At 71.0% G+C, this 12,285-nt stretch carries 10 protein-coding genes; 9 read left to right on the top strand and 1 reads right to left on the bottom strand.

Annotated features, from left to right (window positions below):
- Positions 1–121: 121 nt before the first annotated feature.
- Positions 122–3,139, top strand: coding sequence for an alpha-mannosidase (locus CP970_RS03165; protein ID WP_055545073.1), 3,018 nt, complete (start codon positions 122–124; stop codon positions 3,137–3,139).
- 81 nt (positions 3,140–3,220) lie between these two features.
- On the opposite strand, the gene CP970_RS03160 is transcribed toward CP970_RS03165, so the two are convergent.
- The gene (locus tag CP970_RS03160; protein ID WP_055545072.1) at positions 3,221–3,931 is read right to left on the bottom strand and encodes a FadR/GntR family transcriptional regulator; all 711 of its coding nucleotides are present in this window, start codon (positions 3,929–3,931) and stop codon (positions 3,221–3,223) included.
- Between the two features lie 201 nt (positions 3,932–4,132).
- Between CP970_RS03160 and CP970_RS03155 the strand changes: the two genes are divergently transcribed.
- Genes CP970_RS03155 through CP970_RS03120 form a run of 8 tightly spaced genes read left to right on the top strand, consistent with a single transcriptional unit; the run spans position 4,133 to position 12,159 of the window.
- Positions 4,133–5,212 carry a sugar ABC transporter substrate-binding protein gene (locus CP970_RS03155; RefSeq protein WP_055545071.1) on the top strand — a complete coding sequence of 360 codons (1,080 nt, stop codon included), beginning with the start codon at positions 4,133–4,135 and terminating at the stop codon, positions 5,210–5,212.
- Positions 5,213–5,220: 8 nt separating this feature from the next.
- Positions 5,221–6,825, top strand: a complete 1,605-nt coding sequence (locus tag CP970_RS03150) for a sugar ABC transporter ATP-binding protein (RefSeq protein WP_055545070.1) — start codon at positions 5,221–5,223, stop codon at positions 6,823–6,825.
- Positions 6,818–7,861, top strand: coding sequence for an ABC transporter permease (locus CP970_RS03145; protein WP_398654496.1), 1,044 nt, complete (start codon positions 6,818–6,820; stop codon positions 7,859–7,861). The genes CP970_RS03150 and CP970_RS03145 overlap by 8 nt, the downstream gene beginning before the upstream one ends.
- Positions 7,862–7,909: 48 nt before the next feature.
- A complete protein-coding gene (locus CP970_RS03140) occupies positions 7,910–9,250 on the top strand; it encodes an L-fuconate dehydratase (RefSeq protein WP_055545069.1) in 1,341 nt (446 codons plus the stop codon).
- A complete protein-coding gene (locus CP970_RS03135; RefSeq protein WP_055545068.1) occupies positions 9,247–10,002 on the top strand; it encodes an SDR family NAD(P)-dependent oxidoreductase in 756 nt (251 codons plus the stop codon). Before CP970_RS03140 ends, CP970_RS03135 begins: the two co-directional genes overlap by 4 nt.
- Positions 9,999–11,006, top strand: a complete 1,008-nt coding sequence (locus CP970_RS03130; RefSeq protein WP_055545067.1) for an aldo/keto reductase — start codon at positions 9,999–10,001, stop codon at positions 11,004–11,006. The genes CP970_RS03135 and CP970_RS03130 overlap by 4 nt, the downstream gene beginning before the upstream one ends.
- On the top strand, positions 11,003–11,317 hold the full coding sequence (locus CP970_RS03125; RefSeq protein ID WP_055545066.1) for an L-rhamnose mutarotase: 315 nt from the start codon (positions 11,003–11,005) through the stop codon (positions 11,315–11,317). Before CP970_RS03130 ends, CP970_RS03125 begins: the two co-directional genes overlap by 4 nt.
- Positions 11,314–12,159: an amidohydrolase family protein gene (locus CP970_RS03120; RefSeq protein ID WP_055545065.1), complete on the top strand. Its 846-nt coding sequence runs from the start codon at positions 11,314–11,316 to the stop codon at positions 12,157–12,159. Before CP970_RS03125 ends, CP970_RS03120 begins: the two co-directional genes overlap by 4 nt.
- The last annotated feature ends 126 nt before the right edge of the window (positions 12,160–12,285 follow it).

Genomic DNA, 12,285 nt, shown 5'->3' with positions numbered 1-12,285 from the left:
CCCTCGCGCGGGGCTCCGCCCCGGACCCCGCTCCTCAAACGCCGGAGGGGCTGAATTTCAGCCCGGCGTGTGCTGAATCTCAGCCTGACACGTATGGAACGACACTTACCTGGGAGACCCCATGCATGACGACCGCACCCTGGTCGAAGCCCGCCTCAAGCGCGTTCTGGACGAGCGCATCAGGCCCGCCGTGTATCCCGCGTCCGTGCCGCTCGACGTCGCCGTGTGGAACGCGCCGGGCGAACCCGTGCCGGTGGCCGAAGGGCTCGCCGCCGAGGTCTCGCCGACCGCCGTCGGGGAGAAGTGGGGCGCGCCCTGGGGCACCAGCTGGTTCCGGGTGACGGGGACCGTGCCGAAGGAGTGGGCGGGGAAGACCGTCGAGGCGATACTCGACCTCGGCTTCGACGAGAACATGCCCGGCTTCCAGTGCGAGGGCCTCGTCTACCGCCCGGACGGCACCCCGGTGAAGGGCCTCAACCCGCGCAACCAGTGGGTGCGCGTCGCCGCCCCCGCCGAGGGCGGCGAGGAGGTGCGGCTGCACATCGAGGGCGCGTCCAACCCCGTCATCCTCGACTACCACCCCTTCCTGCCCACCCAGCTGGGCGACAAGGAGACCGCGGGCAGCGAGCCCCAGTACACCCTGGAGCGCATGGACCTGGCCGTCTTCGACGAGACGGTGTGGCAGCTCGTCATCGACCTCGAAGTCCTCGGCGAGCTGATGCGGGAGCTGCCCGAGAACTCCGGGCGGCGTTACGACATCGTGCGCGCGGTCGGCCGTGCGCTCGACGCCGTCGACCTGCAGGACGTGAACGGTTCCGCCGCCGCCGCGCGGGCGCGCCTTGAAGGGGTGCTCGCCACCCCCGCCGAGCCCTCCGCGCACCGGATCAGCGCCGTCGGGCACGCGCACATCGACTCCGCGTGGCTGTGGCCGCTGCGCGAGACCGTGCGCAAGGTGGCGCGGACGACCTCCAACATGACCGCGCTCCTGGAGGACGAGCCCGACTTCGTGTTCGCCATGTCCCAGGCGCAGCAGTGGGCGTGGATCAAGGAGCACAGGCCCGAGGTGTGGGCGAAGGTCAAGAAGGCCGTCGCCGACGGGCGGTTCGTGCCCACCGGCGGCATGTGGGTCGAGTCGGACACGAACATGCCGGGCTCGGAGGCGATGGCCCGTCAGTTCGTGCACGGCAAGCGGTTCTTCATCGACGAGTTCGGCGTGGAGAACGACGAGGCGTGGCTGCCCGACACCTTCGGCTTCGCCGCGGGCCTGCCGCAGATCATCAAGGCGGCGGGCGCCAAGTGGCTGCTCACGCAGAAGATCTCGTGGTCGCAGACCAACCGCTTCCCGCACCACACCTTCAACTGGGAAGGCATCGACGGCACACGTATCTTCACGCACTTCCCGCCCGTCGACACCTACAACTGCTCGATGAAGGGCAGCGAGATCGCCCACGCGGCGAAGAACTTCAAGGACAAGGGCGTCGCCCGGCACTCCCTGGCGCCCACCGGATGGGGCGACGGAGGCGGCGGCACCACCCGCGAGATGATCGCCAAGGCGGGGCGCCTGAAGGACCTCGAAGGCTCGGCGACCGTCCAGTGGGAGACGCCCGCGGAGTTCTTCGAGAAGGCCGAGGCCGAGTACCCCAACCCGCCGGTCTGGGTCGGCGAGCTCTACCTGGAGCTGCACCGCGCGACCCTCACCAGCCAGGCGGGCACCAAGCAGGGCAACCGGCGCAGCGAGCACCTGCTCCGCGAGGCGGAGCTGTGGGCCGCGACGGCCGCCGTCCGCTCCGCCGAGTTCGCCTACCCCTACGAGCAGTTGGACCGCATCTGGAAGACGGTGCTGCTCCACCAGTTCCACGACATCCTGCCCGGCTCGTCCATCGCCTGGGTGCACCGCGAGGCTCGCGCGACGTACGCGGCGCTCGCGCAGGAGCTGACCGGCATCATCGACAAGGCGCAGCGCGCGCTGGCCGGTGAGGGGAGCGGCTCCCTGGTCTTCAACTCCGCTCCGCACACCCGTGACGGCGTGCCCGCGGGCGGCGCCCGCCCCGCCGCGATCGACGGACAGTCCGCGATCGCCTCGCGCGCCGACGGCGGCTTCGTCCTGGACAACGGTCTGCTGCGGGTCGAGGTCGACGCGCGCGGCCTGGTCGTCTCCGCGTACGACCTGGTGGCCGACCGGGAGACGGTCGCCCCCGGCGGGGCGGCGAACCTGCCGCAGCTGCACGCCGACTTCCCCAACATGTGGGACGCCTGGGACGTGGACGAGTTCTACCGCAACACCGTCACCGATCTCACCGATGCCGACGAGGTCGAGCCCGGCGAGGGCGCGTCGGTCCGCATCGTGCGCACCTTCGGCGCCTCGCGCCTGACCCAGGTCCTCTCCCTGGAGCCCGGCGTCCAGCGGCTCGACATCGACACCGAGGTGGACTGGCACGAGACCGAGAAGTTCCTCAAGCTGTCCTTCCCGCTGGACATCCACGCGGAGCGGTACGCGTCGGAGACCCAGTTCGGACACTTCTACCGGGCCACCCACACCAACACGAGCTGGGAGGCCGCCAAGTTCGAGGCGTGCAACCACCGCTTCGTGCACATGGAGGAGCCGGGCTGGGGCGTCGCCCTGGTCAACGACTCGACGTACGGCCATGACGTGACCCGCGCGGTCCGCGCCGAGGACTCCGGCACGACCACCACGGTCCGGGTCTCCCTCCTTCGCGCCCCGCGCTTCCCCGACCCCGAGACCGACCAGGGCGTGCACCGCTTCCGGCACGCGCTCGTGCCGGGCGCGGCGATCGGCGACGCGGTGCGCGAGGGCTACCGCATCAACCTGCCCGAGCGCCGGGTGAGCGGCGGCTCGGACGTCGCGCCGCTGGTCACGGTCGACAACGACGCCGTGGTCGTCACCGCGGTCAAGCTCGCCGACGACGGCAGCGGTGACGTGGTCGTGCGCTTCCACGAGTCGCGCGGCGGCAGAGCGAAGACCACGCTGGCGGCGGGCTTCTCGGCAGGTTCGGTCGCGGTGACCGACCTCCTGGAGCGTCCGCTGGCCGACGCGGCGGCTCCGGAGCTCGCGGACGGCGCGGTGTCGCTGACACTCCGCCCGTTCGAGCTGGTCACGCTGCGGTTCAGCAGGAGCTGACGCCTGCCTCTCGCGGCGGATATGGGGCCCCCGGTGCCACGGCGCCGGGGGCCTTGCGCGTGGGGTCCCACCCGTAGGGCCCTACCCGTCCAACTGCGCCCGCAGCCACTCCTCCACCTCGCCGACGTGCGCCGCGGCCGCGGCCCGTGCCGCCTCCGGGTCGCGGGCGACCAGGGCCCGGTGGATGCGGGCGTGTTCGCGGCGGGTGCGTTCGAAGGCGCCCTCCTCCTGGTAGCCGCGCCACACCCGGGCACGGAACGTGCGCGAGGAGAGGCCCTCCAGGATCGCGGCCATCGTGTCGTTGCCCGCGGCGAACGCGATCGTGCGGTGGAACGCGAGGTCGTGGGAGAGGATCTCCTCCGGGTCGTCGGTGGCGCTCATCGCTTCCAAGTGCTTCTCGACATCGGCCAGTTGGTCCGACGAGATGCGTGCGGCGGCCAGCGCGGTGGCCGTCGACTCCAGGACCCGCCGCACTTCGAGCAGTTCCACGAGCTGCGGCCCCCTGGACAGGTCCGCCACCACCCCGAAGGTCTCCAGGAGGTCCCCGGCCTCCAACTGCGTCACGTAGATGCCCGAGCCGTGCCGCGCCTCCAGGACGCCGAGCACCGTCAGCGCGCGGATCGCCTCGCGCATCGAGCTGCGCGAGATGCCCAGCTGGACGGCCAAGTCCCGCTCCGTGGGCAGGCGTTGCCCCGGCTCAAGGCGACCCTCGCCGATCATCGCCTTGATCTGCTCGATGGCCCGCTGCGTCACGGTGCCCTTCTGCGGGGCGGACTGGTCTGGCTGGTCCACGTAACGCTCCTCCACTAGCCGGGTGCGCCGCAGTCTAGTCAGAGATGTGGTCCGACCACTACGGCCGGAAACCGGGAAAAGTTGACGCCGAGGGGTGTTGTGGGGGGCAAGTGGTCTGATAAATATTCGCGTCATCGGGTCCTGGAAACCACTCGACCACCTCCCGATCCCGTTCGATCTCCCTCGATGAGGAGCCGTCAGATGGCTGGCAGGAAAGTGCGCAACAGGCCCGGCAGGATGGGGACTTCGCGGGCGGTGCGGGCCGCGGCCGTGGCCGCCTGCGCGTCCCTCGCGCTCACCGCGTGCGGCAGTACGAAGGACACCGCGTCGTCCGGCGGCGGGGGCGGCGAGGGCAAGGTCGGTGTGATCCTGCCCCTGCTGACCTCGCCGTTCTGGCAGTCCTACAACGACTACGTGCCGAAGATGGCGAAGTCCGAGGACGTCGACGCGATGAAGACCGTCAACTCCAACAGCGACCCCTCTCAGCAGATCACGGACATCAACAACCAGCTGAACCAGGACGTGAAGGGCCTCGTCGTCGCCCCGCTCGACAGCGCCGCGATATCCGCCGGACTCGACCAGGCCGAGCGCAAGGGCGTGCCCGTGGTCGCCGTCGACGTCGCGCCCGAGCAGGGCAAGGTCGCCATGGTCGTACGCGCGAACAACGTCGCGTACGGCGAGAAGGCCTGTGACTACCTCGGCAAGCAGGTCAAGACCGGCAAGGTCGTGCAGATCATGGGTGACCTGGCGTCCGTCAACGGCCGCGAGCGCTCCAAGGCGTTCCGCGACTGCGTGAAGAAGAAGTACCCGAAGCTGAAGGCCCTGGAGATCCCCGCCAAGTGGGAGTCGGACACGGCCGCCTCCAAGCTCGACACGCTCCTCAACTCCGACCCCGACATCAAGGGCATCTACATGCAGGCGGGCGGCGTCTACCTCGCGCCCACCCTGCAGACCCTCAAGTCGAAGGGAATGCTGAAGAAGGCGGGGGAGAAGGGGCACATCACCGTCGTCTCCAACGACGGCATCCCGCAGGAGTTCGACGCGATCCGCAAGGGCCAGATCGACGCCACCGTCTCGCAGCCCGCCGACGCCTACGCCAAGTACGGCATGTACTACATCAAGGCCGCGATGAACGGGAAGAAGTTCAAGCCGGGACCGACCGACCACGACTCCGAGATCGTCAAGCTGCCCAGCGGCATCCTCGAGGACCAGCTGCCCGCACCGCTGGTCACCAAGGAGAACGTCGACGACGCCAAGCTGTGGGGCAACGCGGTCAAATGAGTGAGCCGATGACCAAGCCCGCCATGGATTCGGCCGCCGCAACCCCGCTCGTCGAGGCGTCCGGCATCGTCAAACGGTACGGACCCACCGTCGCTCTCCAGGACGGCCACCTCACCGTCCTGCCCGGCGAGTCCCACGCCCTCGTCGGCCGCAACGGCGCGGGCAAGTCCACCCTCGTCACCATCCTCACCGGACTCCAGGCGCCGGACGCGGGCACCGTCCTCTTCGACGGCGAGCCCGCGCCGCCGCTCGGCGACCGCGACGCCTGGCGCCGCAAGGTGGCCTGCGTCTACCAGAAGCCCACCGTCGTCCCCGAGCTGACCGTCGCGGAGAACCTCTTCATCAACCGGCAGCCGGAAGGCCGGGGAGGTTTCATCAGCTGGCGCAGGCTGCGCACCCAGGCGGCTGAGCTCCTCGACACCTGGGACGTGCACGTCGACCCCGACGCGCGCACCGCCGAGCTCAAGGTCGAGGACCGCCAAATGGTGGAGATCGCCCGGGCGTTGAGCTTCGGCGCGCGGTTCATCGTCCTCGACGAGCCGACCGCCCAGCTCGACAACCGCGAGATCGAGCGGCTCTTCACACGTATGCGCGCCCTCCAGGAGTCCGGCGTCACCTTCCTGTTCATCTCGCACCACCTCCAAGAGGTGTACGAGGTGTGCCAGACGGTCACCGTCCTGCGCGACGCCCGCTGGATCACCAGCGCCCCCGTGGCCGAACTGCCGCGCGGCGCCCTGGTGGCGGCCATGGCGGGCGAGGTCATCACCGAACAGGCCGAGGCCGAACGGGCGGTGGCCCGCGCCGAGGTGCCCGCCGACGCCCCGGTCATGCTCGACGTCAAGGGCCTGACCGGCGAGTCGTACGCCGACATCGACCTGACCGTGCGCAAGGGCGAGGTCGTCGGCCTCGCCGGATCCAGCGGCAGCGGCAAGATCAACCTCGCGGAGAGCTTCGCGGGACTGCACAGGCCGACCGGCGGCACCGCCCGGCTGGGCGGCGAGCAACTGCCGTTCGGCGACGTCACCGCCGCGCTGCGCGCCGGGGTCGGCTGCGTGCCGCGCGACCGGCACGACCAGGGCCTCGTCTTCGGGATGTCCATCGGCGACAACGCCACGATGAGCGTCCTGGACCGCCTCGGCAGGTACGGCTTCGTCGCCACCGACAGCAAGCGGCGGTTCGCCGACGAGCTGATCGAACGCCTCGACATCCACGCCGAGGGCCCCGACCAGCCCGTCTCGGACCTCTCCGGCGGCAACGCGCAGAAGGTCGTCATGGCCCGCGCGCTCGCCTCCGAACCCCGCCTGCTCGTCCTCATCAACCCCACGGCTGGCGTCGACGTGAAGTCCAAGGAATCCCTGCTGGCCCGCATGGACAACGCCCGCCAGGACGGCACCGCGGTCCTGGTCGTCTCCGACGAACTGGACGACCTGCGCCGCTGCGACCGCGTACTGGTCCTCTTCCACGGCCGGATCGTGGCGGAACACGAGGCGGGTTTCAGGGACCACGACCTCGTCGCGTCAATCGAGGGTGTGGGCCCCGTAAGGGGCGCGGGGAACGGCGCGACAAGCCACAACGGGCCCGCAGCCAAAGAACAAGGAGACAACCGTGGCTGACATCAAGGCCCCGTCGACAGTCGAAACGACCACGCCCCCCGTGCGACAAGAGCGGGACTCAGGGACGGCGAAAACGGTACTGCTACGCCGCGCACGCGAACTGGCACTGGTACCAGCCCTGTTGCTCCTCATGCTCCTCGGCACCCTGGTGAACGACTCGTTCCTCACCGAGCGCAACCTCATCTCCATCCTCGGCGCATCCGCCGCCCTCGCGATGGTCGTGCTCGCCGAGTCGCTCGTCCTGATCACCGGCAAGTTCGACCTGTCCCTGGAGTCCGTCGTCGGCATCGCGCCCGCCGTCGGCGCGCTCCTGGTCCTGCCCGCGGCCCAGGCGGGTTTCGGCACGGACCTGCCCGCCGCCGTCGGCATCATCGCGATCCTGCTCGTCGGCGCGGCCATCGGCGCCTTCAACGGCATCCTCGTGGTGAAGCTCAAGCTCAACGCGTTCATCGTGACCCTGGCCATGCTGATCGTGCTGCGCGGACTGCTCGTCGGCGCCACCGAGGGCAAGACCCTCTTCGGCATGCCCGACGCCTTCTACAGCCTCGCCACGACCACCTTCCTGACCATCCCGCTCTCCGTGTGGCTCGCGGCGGCCGCCTTCGGCATCGCGGGCTTCGTGCTCAAGTACCACCGCGTCGGCCGCGCCCTGTACGCGATCGGCGGCAACCCGGACGCGGCCCGCGCCGCGGGCATCCGCGTGGAGCGCGTCATGCTCGGCGTGTTCGTCGTGGCGGGCGCCCTCGCCGCGGTCGGCGGACTCATGCAGACCGGCTACGTGGGCGCGATCAACGCCAACCAGGGCCAGAACATGATCTTCACCGTGTTCGCCGCCGCCGTCATCGGCGGCATCAGCCTCGACGGCGGCAAGGGCACCATGTTCGGCGCCCTGACCGGTGTGCTGCTGCTCGGCGTCGTACAGAACCTGCTCACCCTCGCCCAGGTGCCGTCCTTCTGGATCCAGGCCATCTACGGCGGAATCATCCTGGTCGCCCTGATGATCGCGCGCGTCACCACGGGCCGCGCACAGGACTGACCGCGAGCCGGTTCCCAGCGCCCCCGCCCCTTTCCGGAAAGGCCTCCTGTGTCCCCGACTCCCACCCGCGTCACCGCGGTCGACACCTACGACATACGGTTCCCGACCTCACGGGAGCTCGACGGGTCCGACGCGATGAACCCGGACCCCGACTACTCCGCCGCCTACGTGGTGCTCCGCACCGACGCGGACGACGGCCTGGAGGGGCACGGCTTCACCTTCACCATCGGACGCGGCAACGACGTCCAGGTCGCCGCGATCCAGGCCCTGCGCCACCACGTCGTCGGCCGCCGGGTCGACGAGCTCTGCGCCGACCCCGGCACCGTCAACCGCGACCTGATCGGCGACAGCCAGCTGCGCTGGCTCGGCCCCGAGAAGGGCGTGATGCACATGGCGATCGGCGCGGTCGTCAACGCCGTCTGGGACCTGGCGGCCAAGCGCGCCCGCAAGCCGCTCTGGCAGCTCCTCACCGACGCCACGCCCGAGTGGCTCGTCTCCCAGGTCGACTTCCGCTACATCGCCGACGCGCTCACCCCCGAGGAGGCCGTCGGCCTGCTGCGGGCCGGACGCGAGGGGGCGGCGGGGCGCGCGGCCACCCTCCGCGAGCGCGGCTTCCCCGGCTACACCACCTCGCCGGGCTGGCTCGGCTACAGCGACGAGAAGCTCACTCGCCTCGCCCGGCAGGCCGTCGCCGACGGATTCACCCAGATCAAGCTGAAGGTCGGCGCCGACCTCGCCGACGACATCCGGCGCTGCCGCACCGCACGCGGCGCCATCGGCCCCGGCATCCGCATGGCGATCGACGCCAACCAGCGCTGGAACGTCGGCGAGGCCGTCGAATGGACGCGCGCGCTCGCCGAGTTCGACCCCTACTGGGTCGAGGAGCCGACCAGCCCCGACGACGTACTCGGGCACGCCGCGATCCGCACGGGCGTGGCCCCGGTCAAGGTCGCCACCGGCGAACACGTGCAGAACCGCATCGTCTTCAAGCAGCTCCTCCAAGCGGGCGCCATCGACATCCTGCAGATCGACGCGGCGCGCGTCGGCGGTGTCAACGAGAACCTCGCGATCCTGCTGCTCGCGGCGAAGTTCGGCGTCCCCGTCTGCCCGCACGCGGGCGGCGTCGGCCTGTGCGAACTCGTCCAGCACCTGTCGATGTTCGACTACGTCGCGCTCTCGGGGACGACCGAGAACCGCGTCATCGAGTACGTCGACCACCTGCACCAGCACTTCATCGACCCCGTCGTGATGCGCGCGGGCCACTACACGGCCCCGACCGCGCCGGGCTTCTCGGCCACCATGCGCCCGGAGTCGATCGCCGAATTCACCTATCCGGGCGGCTCGTTCTGGGCCGCCGACCTCGCTTCGGACAAGGGAGCAGCCGCATGACGGACTTCGAAGGGCTCAAGGCCCTGGTAACCGGTGGCGCATCCGGCATCGGCCGGGCCACCTCCGAGCTCCTCGCCGCGCGCGGCGCCCAGGTCGCCGTGCTCGACCTCGACCCGAGCGGCGTCGACAAGCCGCTGCGCGGATACACCGCCGACGTCGCCGACGACATCTCCGTACGGGCCGCGGTCGCCGCCGCCACCGCCGACCTCGGCGGGCTCGACGTCCTGGTCAACAACGCGGGCATCGGCGCCCAGGGCACCGTCGAGGACAACGACGACGCCCAGTGGCACCGGGTCATCGACGTCAACGTCCTCGGCATCGTCCGCACCACCCGCGCCGCCCTGCCCCACCTGCGCGGCTCGTCGCACGCGGCGATCGTCAACACCTGCTCCATCGCCGCGACCGCGGGCCTGCCGCAGCGCGCCCTGTACTCGGCGTCCAAGGGCGCGGTGCTCTCGCTGACCCTCGCGATGGCCGCCGACCACGTACGCGAAGGGGTGCGGGTCAACTGCGTGAACCCCGGCACCGTGGACACCCCGTGGGTCGGCCGTCTCCTGGACGCGGCACCCGACCCCGCCGCCGAACGGGCCGCGCTCCGGGCCCGCCAGCCCACCGGACGCCTGGTCGGCGCCGATGAGGTGGCGGGCGCCATCGCCTACTTGGCGAGCCCGCTCTCCGGCGCCACCACCGGCACCTCGCTCGCCGTCGACGGCGGCATGCAGGGCCTGCGCCTGCGTCCGGCGGACCGGTGAGCGGCCTGGCGCGGCGCCCCCTGGGACCCGGCGGCGTCGAGGTGACCGAACTGTCCTTCGGCGCCGCCGGCATCGGCAACCTCTACTCGCCGATCACCGACGAGCAGGCGGCCACCGCCGTCGAGCACGCCTGGGACGCGGGCATCCGCTACTTCGACACCGCCCCGCACTACGGACTCGGCCTCTCCGAACGCCGCATCGGCGAGGCGCTGAGCGGCCGCGACCGGTCCTCGTACACGATCTCGACGAAGGTGGGGAGGCTACTCGAACCGGTCGGCGAGGTCAGCGGCGACGACCTCGCCGACGGCGGCTTCGCGGTGCCCCGCACCCACCGCAGGGTCTGGGACTTCAGCGCGGACGGCATCCGCCGCTCCATCGAGTCCAGCCTCACCCGCCTGCGCACCGACCGCGTCGACGTCGTCTTCCTCCACGACCCCGACAACCACGCCGAAGAGGCGTTCCGCGAAGGCTATCCGGCCCTGGAGAAGCTGCGCTCCGAGGGCGTCGTCGGCGCGATAGGCGCGGGCATGAACCAGGCCGAGATGCTCACCCGCTTCCTCCGCGACACCGACGTCGACGCGGTGCTGTGCGCGGGTCGCTACACGCTCCTGGACCACCAGGCCCTCACGGAACTGCTGCCCGCCGCGAGCGAGCGGGGCGCCTCGGTCGTCATCGGCGGCGTCTTCAACTCCGGTCTGCTCGCCGACCCGAAGCCGGGTGCGCGCTTCGACTACGTCGAGGCACCGGCCGAACTCCTGGCGCGCGCCCGCGCCCTGCGGGCCCTCGCCGAGCGGCACGGCACCACCCTGAGGGCGGCCGCCCTCGCGTTCCCGTTCGGCCATCCGGCCGTCGCCAGCGTTCTCGTCGGCATCCACGCACCGGAGCAAGTCACCGACGCCGCCGCGCAGTTCGCGGCCCGCGTACCCGCCGACTTCTGGCAGGAGGCGCGGGCGGCAGGGCTGCTCGCGGCCGATGTGCCCGTCCCGGGAGAGGACCGCCCGTGAGAGTCGCCCTGCACACCAAGGTCCGCGCCGACCGGATCGAGGAGTACGACGCCGCCCACCGGGAGGTGCCCGCCGAACTCGTCGCCGCGATCCGCGCCGCGGGCGCCACCTCCTGGACGATCTGGCGCAGCGGCAGTGACCTCTTCCACGTCTTGGAGTGCGAGGACTACGGCCGCATGCTCTCCGAGCTGGAGCGGCTGCCGGTCAACATCGCCTGGCAGGCCCGCATGGCCGAGCTCCTCTACGTCGTGCACGACTACTCCGCCGAGGGGTCCGAAGCCGGACTTCCCGTCGTGTGGGAGCTGCCGTGACCGGCCTGGTGGACGCCCATCACCATGTGTGGGACCTCTCCGTACGCGACCAGGAGTGGATCACCGGCGAGGAACTCGCGGCCATCCGGCGCACTTTCACCCTCGCCGACCTCGCTCCCGAGGCGCGCGCGGCGGGCGTCACCGCCACGATCCTCGTCCAGACGGTCACCTTCGCCGAGGAGACGCCCGAGTTCCTCGCGCTCGCGGCGGACAGCGAGCTCGTCGCGGGCGTCGTCGGCTGGACCGACCTCACCCGCCCGGACGTCGCCGAGACCTTGGCCGCGTTCCGTGAACTCCCGGGCGGCCAGCACCTGGTGGGCATCCGCCACCAGGTCCAGGGCGAGCCCGACCCCGAGTGGCTGCTGCGCCCGGACGTCCGCAGGGGCCTCGCGGCCGTGGCCGACGCGGGGCTCGCCTACGACCTCGTCGTCCTGCCCCATCAGCTGCCCGCCTGTGCCAGGGTGGCAGCGGATCTGCCCGAACTAACCTTCGTCCTCGACCACTTGGGCAAGCCGCCGATCGCTGCGGGAGCCCTCGAACCCTGGGCCGCGGCGCTTCGTACGCTCGCCGCGCGCCCCAACACGGTGGGCAAACTGTCCGGTCTGGTGACCGAGGCGGACCACAAGACGTGGACGGTGGACGACCTGCGGCCTTACGCGGAGACCGCCCTGGACGCCTTCGGCCCCCGGCGGCTGATGTTCGGCTCCGACTGGCCCGTCAGCACGCTCGCCGCGTCGTACGGTGAAGTCCTGGATGTGGCACGGCAGTTGACGCGATCGCTCGACTCGGGCGAGAGTGCCGAGGTCTTCGGTGGCACGGCCCGCCGCATCTACCGGTGGTGATCCACCGGCGGTAGTTCAAAGCGGCTGTGTCGAAGTGCGGTGCGGTTGCGCGCCCCGAAAGGGGCGCGGGGCTGTGTCGACATGCGGCTCCGCCGCGTGGGCGCGACCAGCCACGCGCGGCCCGCG

The sequence above is a fragment of the Streptomyces kanamyceticus genome (genome assembly GCF_008704495.1).
Lineage (GTDB): Bacteria > Actinomycetota > Actinomycetes > Streptomycetales > Streptomycetaceae > Streptomyces > Streptomyces kanamyceticus.
The sequence above is the reverse complement of the archived record's forward strand: the minus strand, read 5'-3'. Positions and strand labels throughout refer to the sequence as shown.

Coding starts and splice junctions, on each gene's coding strand:
- CP970_RS03165 (WP_055545073.1), top strand. CDS start 122: ATGCATGACGACCGCACCCTGGTCGAAGCCCGCCTCAAGCGCGTTCTG.
- CP970_RS03155 (WP_055545071.1), top strand. CDS start 4,133: ATGGCTGGCAGGAAAGTGCGCAACAGGCCCGGCAGGATGGGGACTTCG.
- CP970_RS03150 (WP_055545070.1), top strand. CDS start 5,221: ATGACCAAGCCCGCCATGGATTCGGCCGCCGCAACCCCGCTCGTCGAG.
- CP970_RS03135 (WP_055545068.1), top strand. CDS start 9,247: ATGACGGACTTCGAAGGGCTCAAGGCCCTGGTAACCGGTGGCGCATCC.